General features: G+C 71.5%; 16 protein-coding genes. 8 read left to right on the top strand and 8 right to left on the bottom strand.

Translation table 11 applies throughout. The features are described 5' to 3' along the window. Positions 1-121: 121 nt before the first annotated feature. The gene (locus E6W39_RS17145) at positions 122-916 is read right to left on the bottom strand and encodes an isoprenyl transferase (RefSeq protein WP_180356567.1); all 795 of its coding nucleotides are present in this window, start codon (positions 914-916) and stop codon (positions 122-124) included. Between the two features lie 361 nt (positions 917-1,277). Between E6W39_RS17145 and E6W39_RS17150 the strand changes: the two genes are divergently transcribed. Both E6W39_RS17150 and E6W39_RS17155 read left to right on the top strand, forming a co-directional pair. Next, positions 1,278-2,840: a chitinase gene (locus E6W39_RS17150; protein ID WP_141634259.1), complete on the top strand. Its 1,563-nt coding sequence runs from the start codon at positions 1,278-1,280 to the stop codon at positions 2,838-2,840. A gap of 145 nt (positions 2,841-2,985) precedes the next feature. After that, entirely contained in the window at positions 2,986-3,867 is an 882-nt protein-coding gene (locus E6W39_RS17155; protein ID WP_141634260.1) for a hypothetical protein, read from the top strand. 8 nt (positions 3,868-3,875) lie between these two features. On the opposite strand, the gene E6W39_RS17160 is transcribed toward E6W39_RS17155, so the two are convergent. Continuing rightward, positions 3,876-4,577, bottom strand: a complete 702-nt coding sequence (locus E6W39_RS17160) for a prepilin peptidase (protein ID WP_180356564.1) — start codon at positions 4,575-4,577, stop codon at positions 3,876-3,878. A gap of 117 nt (positions 4,578-4,694) precedes the next feature. On the opposite strand from E6W39_RS17160, the gene E6W39_RS17165 reads away from it, so the two are divergent. Further along, complete coding sequence (locus E6W39_RS17165; RefSeq protein WP_141634262.1) at positions 4,695-5,909, top strand: pyridoxal phosphate-dependent aminotransferase; 1,215 nt, start codon at positions 4,695-4,697, stop codon at positions 5,907-5,909. A gap of 83 nt (positions 5,910-5,992) precedes the next feature. On the opposite strand, the gene E6W39_RS17170 is transcribed toward E6W39_RS17165, so the two are convergent. Further along, a complete protein-coding gene (locus E6W39_RS17170) occupies positions 5,993-7,819 on the bottom strand; it encodes a phosphoenolpyruvate carboxykinase (GTP) (protein WP_141634263.1) in 1,827 nt (608 codons plus the stop codon). A 276-nt stretch (positions 7,820-8,095) separates the two neighbouring features. Between E6W39_RS17170 and trhA the strand changes: the two genes are divergently transcribed. Further along, positions 8,096-8,827 (top strand): PAQR family membrane homeostasis protein TrhA, encoded by a 732-nt coding sequence (gene trhA / locus E6W39_RS17175; protein ID WP_141634264.1) that lies wholly within the window; start codon positions 8,096-8,098, stop codon positions 8,825-8,827. On the opposite strand, the gene E6W39_RS17180 is transcribed toward trhA, so the two are convergent. From E6W39_RS17180 to E6W39_RS17190, 3 genes are all read right to left on the bottom strand, one after another. Then, entirely contained in the window at positions 8,723-9,115 is a 393-nt protein-coding gene (locus E6W39_RS17180) for a hypothetical protein (RefSeq protein ID WP_141634265.1), read from the bottom strand. The two genes, trhA and E6W39_RS17180, sit on opposite strands and share 105 nt — an antisense overlap. 144 nt (positions 9,116-9,259) lie before the next feature. Then, entirely contained in the window at positions 9,260-10,108 is an 849-nt protein-coding gene (locus E6W39_RS17185) for a GNAT family N-acetyltransferase (RefSeq protein WP_141634266.1), read from the bottom strand. Between the two features lie 46 nt (positions 10,109-10,154). Beyond that, entirely contained in the window at positions 10,155-12,200 is a 2,046-nt protein-coding gene (locus E6W39_RS17190; RefSeq protein ID WP_141634267.1) for a thioredoxin domain-containing protein, read from the bottom strand. Positions 12,201-12,578: 378 nt separating this feature from the next. On the opposite strand from E6W39_RS17190, the gene E6W39_RS17195 reads away from it, so the two are divergent. Then, a complete protein-coding gene (locus E6W39_RS17195; protein WP_141634268.1) occupies positions 12,579-13,376 on the top strand; it encodes an alpha/beta fold hydrolase in 798 nt (265 codons plus the stop codon). A gap of 170 nt (positions 13,377-13,546) precedes the next feature. Here the strand turns inward: E6W39_RS17195 and E6W39_RS17200 are convergent, their stop codons facing one another. Next, complete coding sequence (locus E6W39_RS17200; RefSeq protein WP_141634269.1) at positions 13,547-14,227, bottom strand: response regulator; 681 nt, start codon at positions 14,225-14,227, stop codon at positions 13,547-13,549. Beyond that, positions 14,224-15,360 (bottom strand): sensor histidine kinase, encoded by a 1,137-nt coding sequence (locus E6W39_RS17205; RefSeq protein WP_141637794.1) that lies wholly within the window; start codon positions 15,358-15,360, stop codon positions 14,224-14,226. The genes E6W39_RS17200 and E6W39_RS17205 overlap by 4 nt, the downstream gene beginning before the upstream one ends. Positions 15,361-15,544: 184 nt before the next feature. On the opposite strand from E6W39_RS17205, the gene E6W39_RS17210 reads away from it, so the two are divergent. The 3 genes from E6W39_RS17210 to E6W39_RS17220 are packed head-to-tail and all read left to right on the top strand — an operon-like array spanning position 15,545 to position 17,966. Next, positions 15,545-16,249 (top strand): hypothetical protein, encoded by a 705-nt coding sequence (locus E6W39_RS17210; RefSeq protein WP_141634270.1) that lies wholly within the window; start codon positions 15,545-15,547, stop codon positions 16,247-16,249. Continuing rightward, complete coding sequence (locus E6W39_RS17215; protein ID WP_141634271.1) at positions 16,246-17,058, top strand: hypothetical protein; 813 nt, start codon at positions 16,246-16,248, stop codon at positions 17,056-17,058. Before E6W39_RS17210 ends, E6W39_RS17215 begins: the two co-directional genes overlap by 4 nt. Next, complete coding sequence (locus tag E6W39_RS17220; RefSeq protein WP_141634272.1) at positions 17,055-17,966, top strand: ABC transporter ATP-binding protein; 912 nt, start codon at positions 17,055-17,057, stop codon at positions 17,964-17,966. The genes E6W39_RS17215 and E6W39_RS17220 overlap by 4 nt, the downstream gene beginning before the upstream one ends. The last annotated feature ends 26 nt before the right edge of the window (positions 17,967-17,992 follow it).

The raw sequence follows: 17,992 nt of genomic DNA on the forward strand, positions 1-17,992 counted from the left end.
GTGTATGCCCTGACGGCCTGTCGGACATGCCCGTGAGAAGCCAGGACGTTGATCAGTGCACGTGAATTCTTGGTGACACGGTGTGCCGGATGCCCCGAGGTCAGCGGCCCTGGAGCCGAGGTCAGCCGCCGTAGCGGCGGTGCCGCTGCTCGTAGGCGCGCAGCGCGCGCAGGAAGTCGACCTTGCGGAAGGCCGGCCAGTATGCCTCGCAGAAGTAGAACTCGCTGTGCGCGCTCTGCCAGAGCAGGAAGCCGCTGAGCCGCTGCTCGCCGGAGGTGCGGATGACCAGGTCGGGGTCGGGCTGGCCCTTGGTGTAGAGCCGCTCGGCGATGTGCTCCACGTCCAGGATCTCCACTAGCTCCTCGATCGAGGTGCCGCGGTCGGCGTGCTCCTGGAGCAGCGAGCGGACGGCGTCGGCGATCTCGTGCCGACCGCCGTAACCCACCGCCACATTGACCGTGATGCCCTCCAGGTGCTCGGTCGCGGCCGCGGCCTCCTTGAGGATCTTCGCGGTCTTCGCGGGCAGCAGGTCCAGGGTGCCGATCGGGTTGACCTTGTAGCACTTCAGTTCGGCCAGCCCGGTCACCGCGTCCTCGATGATGCCGAGCAGCGGCACCAGTTCGTCCGCCGGACGGGAGAGGTTGTCGGTGGAGAGCATCCAGAGGGTGACGACCTCGATGTTGGTCTCGTCGCACCACCCCAGGAACTCGACGATCTTGTCGGCGCCGCGCTGGTGGCCGAAGACGGTGGTGCCGCCGGCCTCCTTGGCCCAACGGCGATTTCCGTCCATGATCACGCCGACGTGGTGCGGCGTCTTGCCGAGGTTGACCTCGACCCGCTGGCCGTACAGCCGGTAAAGGCCGCCGAGCATGGTGCGCAGCCCTGGAGTGCGCTCGACGACATCGCGCAGACCCATGTGTTTCCAGCTCCTCCGAGCACTACCCCCTGGACCTCGGCCCTGGCTGCCATAGGTCCCGGGGCAGCGTACTCCGGACCGCCCACCTGCGGGAAAGTCGCCAGTCGAACGTGCGGCCGAGGAACCCTCAGGTCCGCGCCCGCGCCCACCTGCGCGCCCGCCGGAGTCTCGCGGATCGGCATCGACGGGGACACGGCGAGGTCACCGGATTCTTAAGCGACCCGTAAGGCGGCGAACGGATGGTTGACGCCTGCCATTGGTCTAGTCCAGCTTGTTCGGAGTTCAACAGCTCCTTCCCCCACGCGGGGCCGCCGCGACCCCCACCGCGGCGGCTCCTCCTCCTCCCCCAGGAGATCTCCAGATGGCCCGTTCGGTCCCGCACACCCATCGCCGCCCCCGCCGGGTGCTGCCCGCGCTGGCCGCCGGCACCACCGCCCTCGCGCTGGCCGGCACCGGCCTGGCGCTCTTCGCCGGCGGCGCCAGTGCCGCGGTCGGAAACCTCGTCAGCAACGGCGGCTTCGAGAGCGGCCTGACCGGCTGGAGCTGCACCGGCAGCGCCGCGGCGGTCTCCTCGCCGGTGCACAGCGGCACCGGCGCGCTCCAGGGCACGCCGGGCGCCTCGGACACCGCGCAGTGCGGCCAGACCATCCCGGTGCAGCCCGACTCCAGCTACACGCTGGCCGGTTGGGTGCAGGGTCCGTATGTCTACCTGGGGGTGAGCGGCACCGGCGGGACGGATCCGAGCACTTGGTCCAACCAGAGCTCGTGGAACCAGCTGAGCACCACCTTCACCACCGGCGCCAACACCACCAGCGTCACCGTCTATCTGCACGGCTGGTACGGGCAGGGGGCGTACTCGGCGGACGACATCACGCTGACCGGGCCGGGCGGGTCGCCTTCGCCCACGCCTACTCCGACCCCGACACCTACTCCGACGCCGACTCCGACGCCCACGCCGACCCCCACGCCGACTCCGACGCCCACGCCGACCCCGACACCGACCCCCACTCCCCCGTCGGGCGGCAGCCTGCCGAAGCACGTCATCACCGGCTACTGGCAGGACTTCGACAACGGCGCCACCGACCAGAAGCTCTCGGCCGTCCAGAGCAACTACGACGCCATCGCGGTCTCCTTCGCCAACGCCGACCCGGCCAAGCCCGGCGGGATCACCTTCTCCCTCGACCCGACCCTGGCCACCAACCTCGGCGGCTACACCGACGCCCAGTTCAAGGCGGACATCGCGGCCAAGCACGCGGCCGGCAAGAAGGTGGTGCTCTCGGTCGGCGGTCAGAACGGCACCATCACGGTGGCCGATGCCACCTCGGCCGCCGACTTCGTGAGCAGCGCTGCCGCGCTGATCCGGAGCTACGGCTTCGACGGCATCGACATCGACCTCGAGAACACCATCAACCCGACCTACATGTCGCAGGCGCTGCACACCCTGGCCGCCCAGGTCGGCCCCGACTTCGTGCTGACCATGGCCCCGCAGACCATGGACATGTACACCACCAGCAGCCCGTACTTCCAACTGGCGCTGGCCACCAAGGACATCCTGACCGTGGTCAACACCCAGTTCTACAACTCGGGCAGCATGCCCGGCTGTGACGGCAGGAACTACAACCAGGGCACCGAGGACTTCATCACCAGCCAGGTCTGCACCTACGTCCAGGGCGGTCTGGCACCGGCCCAGGTCGGCATCGGCGTCCCGGCATCCGGCCAGGCGGCGGGCGGCGGTTACGTCAACTCCACCGTGGTGGACAACGCCCTGGACTGCCTGGCCACCGGCAGCAACTGCGGCAGTTTCGTCCCGCCGGCGAAGTGGCCCACCATCCGCGGTGCGATGGCCTGGTCGACCAACTGGGATGCCAAGAACGGCAACGACTTCTCCACCAACGTGGGCAACCACGTGCACGGGATGCAGTAACCCCGCAGCCACCTCCACCGGGCCTGCCGCACCATCCAGGTGCGGCAGGCCACTTGCTGCTTGTGGTACCCCCTCTTGCGGCGCCGCCACCCGCTAGGTGTATGACTGTCACACTAATTCTTCATCATGTGGGGGGCACGCAACCATGCGTCACACCATGCTCAAGCGGCTCGGCATCGGGCTGCTGGGCGCTGCCGCCGCACTCGGAACGGTCGCCGCGCCGGGCGCGTCGGCCGGTACCGGGCCGTCGACCTGCCCGACCAAGCAGCCGGCGCCGGTCCGGATCGCGACCGGCGCGGCGTTCGGCTCCGGCCAGCGGCTCACCTCCGGCGACACCGCACTGGCCATGCAGCCCGACGGCAACCTGGTGCAGTACCTGGTGCGCCCGGACTGCCAGAACGGCCCGGTGCTGTGGTCGAGCAACACCTACGGCAACGCCGGCGCCTACGCGGTCATGCAGTCGGACGGCAACTTCGTGATCTACCGCGCGAACGGCGGCCCGTCCACCGGCGGCGCCCTGTGGAGCTCCGGCACCTGGGGCCAGGCCGGCGCGACCGCCTCGTTCGACGGCGGCGCCCTGCGGGTGCACAACGGCACCAGCGTGCCGTGGCAGAACGTCAGCGGCTACTCGCCCGCCCGCGACACCAGCAACAACCCGCTGCAGCAGGTCGGTGACCGGCTGCTGCCCGGCTACCCGATGGGCAACGGCAGCTGGGCGGAGTCCAGCTCGGTGTGGCTGGTGCAGCAGAACGACGGCAACCTGGTGCTCTACCGCAAGAGCGACGGCACCGCGCTGTGGACCGCCAACACCTGGGGTCACCCGGGTGCGCGCACCGACATCAGCAGCAGCGGCACCGTGGAGGTCGTCCAGAACGGCTCGCGCGTGTGGTCGAACCCGATGACCCAGCCGTCCACCCCGGGCTCGTACCTCAAGGTGCAGGACGACGCCAACGTGGTGCTCTACCGTCCGGGCACCTCGGACGCCGCCAACGCCCTCTGGTCCACCGGGACTTGGGGCAAGGGCTGACCAAGCCCTCAACCGGCTGAAGCCAGGACCCCCAGCAACGCGCCCAGCAGCATGCACGGGCCGAACGGCAGGGGGTCCTTGGCTTTGGCGCGACCGGTCGCCAGCAGCACCACGCCCCAGACGGCCGCCAGCAGGAAGCCGGCCAGCCAGCCCTGGAACAGGGTGCGCCAGCCGTACCAGCCGAGCAGCGCGCCGAGGGTGGGGGCCAGCTTGGCATCGCCCAGGCCCATCGGGCCGGCCAGCGCCATCGCGCCGTAGACCGCGAGGAAGAGCAGTGCGCCGAGCAGGCAGCGGGTGAGGGCGCCGGTCCGCTGCGTCAGCAGACCGGCGGTCACCAGCAGGACCGCCGTGCCGCCGGCCAGCGGCAGGGTCAGCGCATCGGGCAGCCGGTGCACCGCGAGGTCCACGAAGGCCAGCACCACCCCGAACAGCGCGACCCAGCAGAGCACCGGCACGACCGGCCAGCCCGCCACCGAGCCGATCGCCGCACCCGCCGCCACCGCGGCCAGCTCCACCGTCCCCGCCCGGGCCCCGACCGCCGTCCGGCAGCCGCGGCAGCGCCCGGTGGGCGGCAGCGCCAGCAGTCCCCGCCCGCACCCGGGGCAGCGGGCCGCCGGCTCCCCGTACCCGACGGCGTACCGCGCCGCCGCTCCCCGCAGCCAGGGCGCGGCGACCGCGCCCGCGAGCATTCCGCCGACCAGTCCGATCACGCAGACCCCTCTACCCCTCCGGGCGGCGGCCACGCCCGCCGCGGCACACCGTGATCCGCGTCGCTCCTGCGCCGCATTCGACGCGACGGCGGGCGGTGGGCCCGTATCGTTTTGCGCATGCAGGTCACCCAGTCCAGCAAGCTCGCCAATGTCTGCTACGACATCCGCGGTCCGGTGCTCGACGAGGCGATGCGGCTGGAAGGCCAGGGGCATCGCATCCTCAAGCTCAACACCGGCAACCCGGCCGCCTTCGGCTTCGAGGCCCCGCCCGAGATCCTGCACGACATCCTGCAGAACCTCTCCTCGGCGCACGGCTACGGCGACTCCAAGGGCCTGCTGTCGGCCCGCCGCGCGGTGGTGATGCACTACGAGGAGCGCGGCCTGCACGGGCTGACCGTCGAGGACGTCTTCCTGGGCAACGGCGTCTCCGAACTGATCCAGCTCGCCATGACGGCACTGCTGGACCACGGCGACGAGGTGCTGGTGCCCGCGCCCGACTACCCGCTGTGGACCGCCTCGGTCTCCCTGGCCGGCGGCACCGCGGTGCACTACCGCTGCGACGAGCAGGCCGAGTGGTACCCGGACCTGGACGACATGGCGGCCAAGATCACCTCCCGCACCAAGGCGATCGTGGTGATCAACCCCAACAACCCGACCGGCGCGGTCTATCCGCGCGAGGTGCTGGAGGGGATCGTCGAACTGGCCCGCCGGCACCGGCTGGTGATCTACGCGGACGAGATCTACGACAAGATCCTCTACGACGGCGTGGAGCACGTGCCGCTGGCCACCCTGGCGCCCGACCTGTTCTGCGTCACCTTCAACGGCATGTCCAAGTCCTACCGGGTGGCGGGCTTCCGCTCCGGCTGGATGGTGCTCTCCGGTGACCGGCAGCGGGCCGCCAACTACATCGAGGGCCTGAACGTGCTGGCCAGCATGCGGCTGTGCGCCAACATGCCGGCCCAGCACGCGGTGGCGGCGGCGCTCGGCGGCCGGCAGTCGATCAAGGACCTGGTGCTGCCGGGCGGGCGGCTGCTGGAATCCCGGGACGCCGCCTACCGGCTGCTCAACGAGATCCCCGGGGTGAGCTGCGTCAAGCCGCGCGGCGCGCTCTACGCCTTCCCGCGCCTCGACCCGTCGGTCTACAAGATCAAGGACGACGCACAGATGGTGCTGGACCTGCTGCGCTCCCAGCGGATCCTGATCGTGCAGGGCACCGGCTTCAACTGGCCCGAGCCGGACCACTTCCGGCTGGTCACGCTGCCGCGCCCGGAGGACATCGAGGACGCGGTCACCCGGATCGGCGAGTTCCTCGCGGGATACGTCCAGCCCTGATCCGTCAGCGCGCAAACGCCGTGCGGCCCTGATGACCGAGTCATCAGGGCCGCACGGCCTTCAGGGATCAAGCACTGTGGGCATCAGCCCAGGCGCTTCACCAGCGCGTTGTACTCGTCCCAGAGCGCCTCGGGGGTGTGCTCACCGAACATCTCCAGGTGGGCCGGGATCAGCGCGGCCTCCTGGCGCCAGATGTCGGCGTCCACCGAGAAGAGCAGCTCGCGGTCGGCGTCGGCGAGCTCCAGGCCGTCCAGGTCGAAGCTCTCGACCGTGGGCAGCACGCCGATCGGGGTCTCGACGCCCTCGGCGGTGCCCTCCAGGCGGTCGACGACCCACTTGAGCACCCGGCTGTTCTCGCCGTAGCCCGGCCAGACGAACTTGCCGTCGTTGTTCTTGCGGAACCAGTTGACGTAGTAGATCTTCGGCAGCTTGCCGGCGTCGGCCTCGGCGCCGATCTTCAGCCAGTGCGCGAAGTAGTCGCCCATGTTGTAGCCGCAGAACGGCAGCATCGCGAACGGGTCGCGGCGCAGCTCGCCGACCGTGCCCTCGGCGGCGGCGGTCTTCTCGGAGGCGATGTTGGCGCCCAGGAAGACGCCGTGCTGCCAGTCGAAGGACTCGGTCACCAGCGGGACGGCGGTGGCCCGGCGGCCGCCGAACAGGATCGCCGAGATCGGCACGCCCGCCTGGTCCTCCCACTCGGGGGCGATGGTCGGGCACTGCGCGGCCGGGACGGCGAACCGCGCGTTGGGGTGGGCGGCCGGGGTGTCCGAGGCCGGGGTCCAGTCGTTGCCGCGCCAGTCGGTCAGGTGCGCCGGGGGCTCCTCGGTGAGGCCCTCCCACCACACGTCGCCGTCGTCGGTCAGCGCGACGTTGGTGAAGACGGTGTTGCCCCAGAGGGTCTTGATCGCGTTGGCGTTGGTGTCCTCGCCGGTGCCGGGGGCCACACCGAAGAAGCCGGCCTCCGGGTTGATGGCGTAGAGGCGGCCGTCGGCGCCGAACCGCATCCAGGCGATGTCGTCACCGATGGTCTCCACCTTCCAGCCCGGGATGGTGGGCTGGAGCATGGCGAGGTTGGTCTTGCCGCAGGCCGACGGGAAGGCGGCGGCCACGTACTTCGCCTCGCCGCTCGGCGGGGTGAGCTTGAGGATCAGCATGTGCTCGGCCAGCCAGCCCTCGTCGCGGGCCATGGTCGAGGCGATCCGCAGCGCGTAGCACTTCTTGCCGAGCAGGGCGTTGCCGCCGTAGCCGGAGCCGAAGGACCAGATCTCCTTGGTCTCCGGGAAGTGCGAGATGTACTTGGTGGTGTTGCACGGCCACGGGACGTCCTGCTCGCCCTCGGACAGCGGGGCACCGACGGTGTGCACGGCCTTGACGAAGTCGCCGTCCTCGCCGAGCTGGTCCAGCACGGCCTGGCCCATCCGGGTCATCACGCGCATGGAGACGGCGACGTAGGCGGAGTCGGTGATCTCGACGCCGTAGGCGGCCAGCGGGGAGCCGACCGGACCCATCGAGAACGGCACGACGTACATCGTGCGGCCCTTCATGGCGCCCCGGAAGAGGCCCTCCTCGCCGCTGAAGATCTCCCGCATCTCGGCGGGGGCCTTCCAGTGGTTGGTCGGGCCGGCGTCCTCTTCCTTCTCTGAGCAGATGAAGGTGCGGTCCTCGACGCGGGCGACGTCACGCGGGTCGGACGCCGCGTAGTACGAGTTGGGGCGCTTGTCCTCGTTCAGCTTGGTGAAGGTGCCCTGCTCGACCAGCAGGTCGGCGAGCCGCTGGTACTCCTCCTCCGAGCCGTCGCACCACACGACGCGGTCCGGCTGGGTGAGCTCCGCGATCTCGTTGACCCAGGCCAGCAGCTGGGCGTGGCGGGTGGGGGCAGCCGTGCTGACGGCAGAGATCTCGTTCGACACGATCGCTCCGTTTCACGCCTGATCGACCGCGATCAGGGCGTCCGGGGGTTGAGGGTGCTTACACCGTAGCTCCGGCCTTCAAGGGGTAATTGAGCTTCACGGCACTCTTGCCGCAAACTTTGCTACATCATGGACAAAAACTGGCAGTTCCTGCTTGAGGATCGGCAGACCTCAACGTTGCCTCGATCACATCCGACCACTCCAGATTGTCCAAAAGTGTCAGAGGCCACTTCCTACCTGTAGGTAACCTACGGAACCGTAGGTAGCATGTCGCGCATGACTGCGGATCAGAACGCGCGCGCGGGAGCCACGCTCGGACTTGCCGGCGGCTCGCTGGGGGTTGTGGGGGCAGCCGAAACGGAACCGGCCCTACCGGCGAAACCGGCTTGGCGGGGGTGGCTGCACGCGGGGATGTTCCCGGCCGCGCTGGCCGCCGGCATCGTGCTGATCTGCCTGGCGGACTCCACCCAGGGCCGGATCGCCTGCGCGCTCTACTCGGTGACCGCCTGGCTGCTGTTCGGCGTCAGCGCCGTCTACCACCGGTTCACCTGGGGGCCGCGCGGTGAGGCGATCCTGCGGCGGCTGGACCACGCGAACATCTTCCTGATCATCGCGGGCACCTACACGCCGTTCACCATCCTGCTGCTGCACGGCGGACGGCAGGAGCTGCTGCTCTGGCTGGTCTGGGGCGGCGCGCTGGCCGGCATAGCGTTCCGGGTGTTCTGGGTCGGCGCACCGCGCTGGCTCTACACACCCTGCTACCTCGCGCTGGGCTGGGCCGCGATCTTCTTCATGCCGGACTTCCTGCACACCGGCGGCGTCGCGGTGATCACCCTGATGATCGTCGGCGGGGTGCTCTACAGCGTGGGCGGCGTGATCTACGGGCTCAAGCGGCCCGATCCGTCACCGCGTTGGTTCGGGTTCCACGAAGTCTTCCACGCCTTCACCCTCGGGGCCTTCATCGTGCAGTACGTGGGCGTCTCCCTGGTGGCCTACACCGCCGCCTGACATCCCGTGCCGGACCGCCCGGGAGTTGTGCGCCGCGGTGCGCAGCTCCCGGGCCCGGGCGCACCGGTCGCAGTGCGCGGCGTCCGGGCGGTGGTCCGCCCGGTGGTGCGGGTCATGGGCCAGATGCCGGAACCGGCGGCCGACATGGATCATCACCAGCAGCGCCTCGACCCCGGCGACCGCCCAGACCAGGGGCGCGCCCCCGCCCAGATAGGCGGCCACCACCGCGAGCGCCGCGCCGACCACCACGACCGTGCCCCAGAACTGCAGATCCTGAGCATCCTTCACGGCCATCGCCACCTCTCCCCATCCTGACCCAGTGGCACATCGTATCCACTGACAGTGACAGGGAGTAGCCGTTGCCGGGCGAACACTGCATCAATGTTTCATCAACTCCCGGTGCCCGCACGGTTCGCGTGGCCACCAACCGTTCTACTTACGGAAGTTGATGATCACACTGTCCGCAACCGGCCGGAACCCGATCTTCTGGTAGATGGAGTTGCTGGTCGGATTGGCCAGATCGGTGTAGAGCAGCACCTCGGTGGCACCGCGCTCCCGGGCCACCTCGCAGATGCCGGCCGTCACCGCGCTGGCGTAGCCGTGGCCGCGCGCCTCGGGCGGGGTGTAGACCGGGCCGATCCGGGTCATCCCGACGATCACCTGGGACAGCCCCGCGAGCGAGACCGGGCGGCCGGCCTCGTCCTCCCAGATGAAGAACTCACCGGCCAGGGTGCGCTGGGTGGCTATGCCCACGGCGTCGAAGCCGGGGAAACCGACGAACTCGAAGAAGGCCGCCAGCCAGGGCACCAGCAGCTCGTGGTCGTCCGGGGTGGCTGGGCGAAGCCGTCCCGGCACCGCCGGCACTGCCAACTCGCCGAGCCGGTAGAGCCGCTGCTCCTCGTGGACGGTCGCGGTGGCACCGGTGTGCGCGGCCCAGGCGTCGGCGAAGGCCCGGGCCTCGGCCGTGCCGCCGCCAACCCCGGTCACATCCGGCGCGTCGGCCAGCAGGTCGGCCAGCTCGACGGCGGCCCGCACCGGCATGGTGCTCAGCCGGATCCCCTGCGGCGGCGTCTGCAGCCAGGCGCCGGCCACCGGCGCGTCCGCGCTCGGCCGCCACCAGCCGTGGCGCGGCGCCTGCCCGGGGTCACCGCCGGTCAGCCGGCCCTGCTCCAGGCGGTGCAGCAGGGTCAGCAGCACGGTGTTCTCGGCCGGGTAGGCGGTCAGGAAGTCGCCGGCCTGGGTGCGGTACTCGGGCAGCGAGTCGGTGAAGGTCCACGTCATCCACCGATCCTGGGCCATCGGCGACCGGTCGCGCACCCGGTTTTGGCTACCGGCGGGCGGCCACCTTGACGGCCAGCTCCGCCGCGCTGGAGGTCGGCGCCTCGCAGGCGAAGTGCCGGCAGACGTAGGCGGCCGGCGCACCGTCCAGCAGCGGACGGTCGGCCAGCAGCGCCACCTCCGCCTCGCCGCCGGGCACCCCGCGGGCCACCACGGCGCCCGGTGCGGTGCCGAGCAGCGCGGTGCGGTGCAGCTCGGCGGTGCGCGGGTCGTCCGCCGGGCCGACCACGGCCACCTCGCGCGGGCCGTCCAGCAGCGCCTCGGCGGTGGCCAGGCCCCAGCCGACGAACCGCGGCGCCCGGGCGCCCAGCGCGCCGACCACGCCCAACGCCCGCTCGGCGGCGGTGCGGTGGCGCTCCGAGCCGGTGTACGCGGCGTAGGACAGCAGGGCTTGGGCGGCGGCCGTCCAGCCGGAGGGGGTGGCGTTGTCGGTCGGGTCCTGCGGGCGCCGGATCAGCTCCTCGGCGTCGTTCGCGGTGTCGTACAGGCTGCCCGAGGCCTCGTCGGTGAAGTGCAGCAGGACGGTGTCCAGCAGCCCGCCGGCCAGCTGCAGCCAGGAGGCCTCGCCGGTCACCGCGTACAGCGCGAGGAAGCCCTCGGCGGTGTCCGCGTAGTCCTCCAGCACCCCGGCGTTGCCGCCCGGCTTGCCGTCCCGGGAGGTGCGCAGCAGGCGCCCGGCGGCGTCCAGATGGACCGAGAGCAGCAGGTCGGCGGCCCTCGTTGCGGCCTCCACCAGGTCGGGGCGGTCCAGCAGCGCGCCGCACTCGGCCAGCGCGGCGATCGCCAGCCCGTTCCAGGCGGCCACCACCTTGTCGTCCCGGGCCGGCGCGGGGCGCTCGGCACGGGCCCGCAGCAGCCGCGTCCTGATCTCCTGGTACTCCGCCAAGTCCTCGGGGTCATCCGGCAGTTGGAGCACGGAGGCGCCCTGCTCGAAGGTTCCCTCGGCGGTCACGGAGAACAGCCGGGCCGCGCTCGCGGCGTCCGCCGGGCCGAGCGCGTCCACCAACTGCCCCGGCTCCCAGACGTAGTAGGCCCCCTCGGCGGTCTGCCCGGTCTGCGGGTCGATGCTGTCCGCGTCCAGCGCGGAGGCGAACCCACCCTCAGGGGTGCCGAGTTCGCGCACCATGAAGTCCGCGCTCTCCAGGGCGACCCGGCGGGCCAGCGGGTCGCCGGTGGCCCGCCACAGGTGCAGGTAGACCCGGCAGAGCAGGGCGTTGTCGTAGAGCATCTTCTCGAAGTGCGGCACCACCCAGTCGGCGTCCACCGAGTACCGGGCGAAGCCGCCGGCCAGTTGGTCGTAGATGCCGCCGCGGGCCATCGCCTCGGCCGTCCGCGCCACCAGCTCCAGCGCCTCGGGCGACCCGGTCCTGGCGTGGTGGCGCAGCAGGAACTCCAGCACCATGGACGGCGGGAACTTCGGCGCCCCGCCGAAACCGCCGCGCGCCGGGTCGAAGCCGCGCCGCAGCCCCGCCACCGCCTGCTCCAGCTCCTCGGCCCCGGGGGCCGGCAGCCCGCTCCCGGCCCCGAACACCCCGGCCCGCTCCGCCAGTTCGGCCCGGATCCGCCCGGCCACCTCGGCCACCTCGTCCCGCCGCTCCCGCCAGGCGGCGTCCACCCCCTCCAGCACCTGCCGGAAGCTCGGCATCCCGTGCCGGGGCTGCGGCGGGAAGTACGTCCCGAAGTAGAACGGCTCCTTGTCGGGCGTCAGGAACACCGTCATCGGCCACCCGCCCTGCCCGGTCGCCGCCTGCACCGCCTCCATGTACACGGCATCCACATCCGGCCGCTCCTCCCGATCCACCTTGACGGCGACGAAGCGCTCGTTCAGGTAGTCGGCGAGCCGGGCGTCCTCGAAACTCTCATGCGCCATCACATGGCACCAGTGGCACGCCGCATAACCGACGGAGAGCAGCACCGGCACCCCCCGCCGCGCCGCCTCCTCGAACGCCTCGGGCCCCCACTCCCGCCAGTCCACGGGGTTGTCGGCGTGCTGCTGGAGGTAGGGGGACGTGGCGTCGGCCAGGCGGTTCACCATGGCCGCAGTATCTCAGCTGGCCGGCCCGCTGTGCGGACGGCCTCACCAACACGCCGAGGAACCGGCCTCGCCATTTGAACGGCAGTCCGCCAATCAGTGCTCTGCTCCACCGCGTGGCGCGTTCGGGCGGAACGACCTGCAGTTCTGTGCAGCAGCATGCCCCCGCCTCCCCGACCGTGGCCGATGATGACCCCATGCCGGCGAGTAGGAGAAGTGGCGTGAGTGAGCCCACCGGAAACCAGGTGCGTACTACCGGTCATCGTGACCAGCGCGCGGCTGCGGCGGCCCCTGCGAGCTACCGGCCCCGCATGGCTGGGCTGGCTATAGCCTTCCCCGATTGACCGTCCGACACCCACCACCCCGTACGGAGCCGCACACATGACCTGGGCCGAACACACCGTGATCCGCGACGGCGTCCGCCTCTCCTGTCGCGACACGGACGGCACGGGCCGGCCCGTCGTTCTGCTGCACGGTCTGGCCGGGCACGCCGGCGAGTGGGACGCCCTCACGGCACGGCTGAGCCCCCGTCACCGCGTGGTCGCGGTTGACCAGCGCGGCCACGGCGCCAGCGAACGCCGGCCCGGCGACGTCTCGCGCGCCGCGTACGTCGCCGACACGGCGACTGTCCTGGAGACCCTCGACCTGCGCGGGGCCGTACTGGTCGGCCAGTCACTCGGCGGCCACACCGCCATGCTCACCGCCGCCACCCACCCCGAGCGAGTCGACGCGCTCGTCCTGATCGAGGCCGGCGCAGCCGCGGCGAGCCCCAACGTCCAGGCAGAGGTGAGCGGTTGGCTCGACTCCTGGCCCTGCCCGTTCCCCTCCCGCGAGGCGGCCGCCGTTTTCCTCGGCGGCGGTCCGGTGGGAGCGGGCTGGGCGGCGGGGTTGGAGCAGCGCACCGACGGCTGGTGGCCGCGGTTCGACCGGGACCTCATGGTCGACTCGCTCGCCGAGAACGCCCGGCGTGCCTTCTGGGCGGAGTGGGCCCGCGTCGCCTGCCCGACCCTCGTCGTGCTCGGGCAGCACGGCACCGTCCCGCCGGCCGAGCTGGGCGAGATGCTCCGCCTCCGCCCGGACACGATGGCCTCCAGCATGCGCGGCACGGGCCACGACGTGCACCTGGAGCAGCCGGAGGAGCTGGCGCGCCTGCTGCTCGACTTCCTCGCTGCCCGCTGAGTACGGCCCGTCAGGAGTGGCCTGCGGCAGCGCGATGGTCGGCGCCGCAGGTGGCGTCCTGGGCAGCACGGACGAACTCCCGCACGCGCTCAGTGGGGTTGGCGTTCAGCCACATGGGGCCCCGACCGGGCCTGCCGGCGCGCCCTTGAACCGGGCCCTGGGTGCTGGTGCTATCGGCTGCTGCTCCATTGATCCGCGCTGCCCGGCATGAGGTGGGACTCCCAGGCCCAGGCGGTGATCTCGCTGCGGTTGCGGGCTCCGAGTTTGTTCTGGATCGCGGTGAGGTGGCCCTTCACGGTGCTGACGGAGATGAAGAGGGCGGCGGCGATCTCCTGGTTGGTGCGCCCCCGGGCGACGGCGCGGATGACGTCGGTCTCCCGGTCGGTGAGCGGGGGGTCGGGCCGGCGGGCCGGGGAGGGTTTGACGGGGGCGAGGTTGCGGATCAGCCGCAGCGTGATCGACGGGGAGATCAGGGCGTCCCCGACGCTGGCGGCCCGCACGGCGGCGGTGAACAGGGTGGGGTCGCCGTCCTTGAGGACGAATCCGAGGGCTCCGGCCTGGAGGGCGCCGTAGACGTACTCGTCGAGTCCGAAGGTGGTGACGATGACGACCCGGAGCGGGTCGGCGATGCCCGGGCCGGCGAGTGCGCGGGTGACGTCGATGCCGTCGAGGCGGGGCATGCGGATGTCGATGAGGCAGACGTCGGGCCGCAGTTGGCGGGCGAGGGCGACGGCCTCGGCACCGTCGCGGGCTTCCGCGACGACGGTGATGTCGGGCTCGTCCTCCAGGATGAGGCGCAGGCTGGTGCGGATCATGGCCTGGTCGTCGGCGACCAGCACGCTGATGCTCATCGGCGGTCTCCGGCATGCAGGGGCAGGGTGGCCCGTACCGACCAGCCGGTGCCGGGCTGCGGACCGGCGTCGAGGGTACCGCCCAGTGCCTCGATGCGCTCGCGCATGCCGACCAGGCCGTAGCCGCCGCGCGAGGAGGCGCGGATCGGAGGGTGCGGCGGAGCGTCGTTGCCGATCTCGACGGTGATGTCCGTGCTGTCCTGGGAGACGGTGACGGTGGCCGCGCGGGCGCCGCGGGCATGGCGGGCGATGTTGGTCAGGGATTCCTGGACGACCCGGTACACGGTGGTGGTGACCACGGGCGGCCAGGTCGGCGCCCCGGTGGGCAGCCGGAGGTCCACGGCCGGTCCGTGCTCCTCGAAGCGGCGGACCAGGTCGATGAGTTGCTCCGGTCCTGCGGTGACGGCAGCGCCGTCCTCCGCGTCGCGGAGCAGGGAGACCACCCGTCGCATGGCGTCCATGGCGTCGGTGCCCGAGCGTTCGATGTCCGCCAGGGCGGCGCCGAGTTGGGCGGGCTGCTTGCGGAGCATGATCTGGGCGGCATGGGTGTGCATCACGATGCCGGAGACTTGGTGGGCGACGACATCGTGCAACTCCCGCGCCAGGGCCAGGCGTTCGTCTCGCCGCACCGCCTCGGCGGCGGCCTGGCGGCGATGCTCCAGGAAGCGCAGCACGAGCCCCGTTCCGAGGCCGAGCAGCCAGCACTGGACGCCCTCGTGGAACGAGCCGACGGCAGCTGAGGTGGTGACGAGCCGGCCGAGTGCCGTGACTGCGAGCCCGACCGCCGCGACCACGGCGGCTCGCCAGGGCGGCAGCACCCGGACCGCGGAGCCGGCGAGGACGGCCAGCGCCAAGGAGGTGGCCACGCCGGGTTGGCCGGTCAGATACCCCATGCCGGCGGCGAGGACGGTGGCAGCCGCGACGGACAGGCCGACGGCCACGGCGACCAGCCGGTCGCGCTCCCGGAGCAGCGCCGCGACGCACACCACCGCACCGACACCGCAGTCGAGCAACCAGCCCCGGCCGCCCGCGTGGGCGGCATGCCAGTAGGCCGTCGCTGCCAGCACCGCCGCGAAGGCGAGCCCGAGCAGGACGTTGGTTCGTCTGACGGCCAGTGCGGCCAGCCGTTCCATCACGCTCACAGTGCTCAGGCTACGGAACCGGTCGCAGCCGCTGTACCGGCCAAAGGGACCGCTCCGATCCGCCCGATCAGTACTTTTGGCCGGTACCAGCCACGGTCGGCGTGAGCAGGCTTGACGGCATGCAACGAGACCTCGACACACCCTGCGGCGACGCGGGTCCCGCACGAGCCGGCAGGTGGACGTGAACCGGTCCACCTGGGCCCGCCTCCGTCTGGAGCTGCGGGTCATCGGCATCGCCCCGCCGGTGACGGCACTGGCGGCAACGCTGGGCGGCGCGATCCTGGTGATCGTCATGCATGCCACCGGGGCCGACGCGGAGCACCTCGACCTCGCCGCCGGCGCGGTCCTGGCGGGCTTCGCCCCGTTCGGCACCGCCGTCGCGGCCTCCTCGATCGTGGGGCGTGATTCCGGCGCCGAGCTGGTCATGACCAGCACGGTCTACCGCCGGGTGCTGTCCCTGCGTGTCGGCCTGGTGGTGGTCCCGGCGGCCCTGGTCACGCTGCTGGACGCCGTCGTGTTCCGCGCCTTGAACGCTTGGCCCGCGGGGCAGGGCACGGACGGTTACGTCCTGGTGTGGGCCCCGCCGATGCTCTGGCTGGTCGCACTGGCGATGCTCATCGCGATCGGCCTGCGCAGCCCGGGCGCCGCAAGCGGCCTGATCGGGGGCATCTGGCTGGCCGAGTACCTGATGCGGAGGGACATCCTGGACAACACGGTGCTGCGGGCGCAGTACATGTTCATGGGCGTCGACACCAAGGTCCCGGCGCACGAATGGACCGTCAACCGAATCGCCCTGCCCGCCGTCGGCATCGTCGCCGTGATCGCGGCCGGCCTGCTGCTGGGGCGTCCCGAACGATTCGTGGGGAGCGACACCGCATGACCACCGTCCTTCAGCGAACCGCCCCGCCGACGGCAGCCCGCGGCTGGTGGGCGAAGACCGTCGCGGCCGCCCGCTACGAGTACCTGATGCAGGTGCGCCGCCCGGCGGTCTGGGTGGTCGTGCTCGCGCTGATCGGGCTGCGCTGCACATCGCCCTTCCCAAATTTCGACGACAGCACCACGGAGCTCTCCAAGCTGGTCGCGGACTGGGCGGGCAACTTCATCATGCTCTGCCCGATCGGCGTCGGCGCCGTCCTCGCCGACCGCGTGGGGCGGGAGTCCCGGCTGCACCTGGACGACCTCCTGGCCTCGACGCCCACCGGCATCGGCCCGCGCCTGTGGGGCAAGGCCATCGGCGCGGGAGCTGCGACCATCACACCGGTCGCCGTCGCCTGGGCGGGCCTGCTCGGCTACCTGACCAACCAGCGCGGGGCCGGGGTGATCCCGGTCGGCATCGAGGTGTTCGCCGCCGTCCTCCTGCCCGGGCTGGTCTTCATCGCGGCCTGCTCGGTCACCGTCCCGTGCCTGACCGGGCCCGTGCTGTACCGGATCGGTCTGTTCGGCTACTGGTTCTGGGGAAACATGCTCGGTCCGCGCTTCGGGATCCCCACCCCCGCCGGCACGCCCTTCGAAGCCAACGGCGAGTACCCGACCGGTGCCTGGTTCCACGGTGCCCTGTTCGACGCCAGGCAGCGGGGAATCGTCCCGACCGATGGCGAGGCCGTCCTCAGCATCGCCTTCCTGCTGCTCGTGGCGATCGCCGCCCTCGTGACTACCCAGTTCGTGCTCACCAGGAGGAGCCCGTCATGACCGCGCCCAACGTGACCATCACCGATCTGACCGTCACCTTCCGGCGCGGACAGGTTCGCGCCCTCGACGGCATCAGCCTGCGCCTGCCCACGGGCATGGTCGGTCTGCTCGGCCCCAACGGAGCCGGCAAGACCACCTTCATGCGGGTCCTGACCGGGGTGCTGCTGCCGACCTCGGGCACCGTCGCGGTGGACGGCACCGACCTGGTGTCGCGCAGCCAGCGCCGGGAGGTCAAGGCCACCACCGGCTACCTCCCCCAGGAGCTCGGCCTGTACCCGGACCTGACGGCCAGCCAGTTCCTCGACTACATGGCGCTGCTCAAGGGCATCACCGACCGGCGCGCCCGCCGCGCCCGCGTCAAGGAGGTCCTCGAACTGGTCTCGCTCAGCGATGTCGCCAACCGGAAGGTGAAGGGCTACTCGGGCGGCATGAAGCGCCGCGTGGGCATCGCCCAGGCCATCCTGAACGACCCCCGGCTGCTGATCGTCGACGAACCCACCGTGGGACTGGACCCCGAGGAGCGGCTGCGGTTCCGCAGCCTGCTCGCCAGGCTGGCCGGCGACCGGACGGTGCTGCTCTCCACCCACATCGTCGACGACATCGTGCAGACCTGCCCGAACGTCGTGGTGATCGAGCGCGGGCACGTCGCCTTCCAGGGCGCCATCGGCGACCTCGCGTCCCGCGCCGAGGGGATGGTGTGGCATGTGACCCAGCCGGTCACCGCCCCGCCGCCCGACCTGCCCACCGTCAACGTCACCCCCAGCATGACCGGCACCACCTACCGCGTCATCAGCTCCGGCACCCCCGCCCCGGACGCGGAGCCCGTCAGCGCCACCGTCGAGGACGGATACATCGCCCTGATGCACGACACCGCCCCGGACCCGGCGCAGCACCTGCGCGCCGTCTGACCCCCAGCCCGCCAACACCCCAAGGA

The organism is Kitasatospora acidiphila (genome assembly GCF_006636205.1).
GTDB lineage: Bacteria > Actinomycetota > Actinomycetes > Streptomycetales > Streptomycetaceae > Kitasatospora > Kitasatospora acidiphila.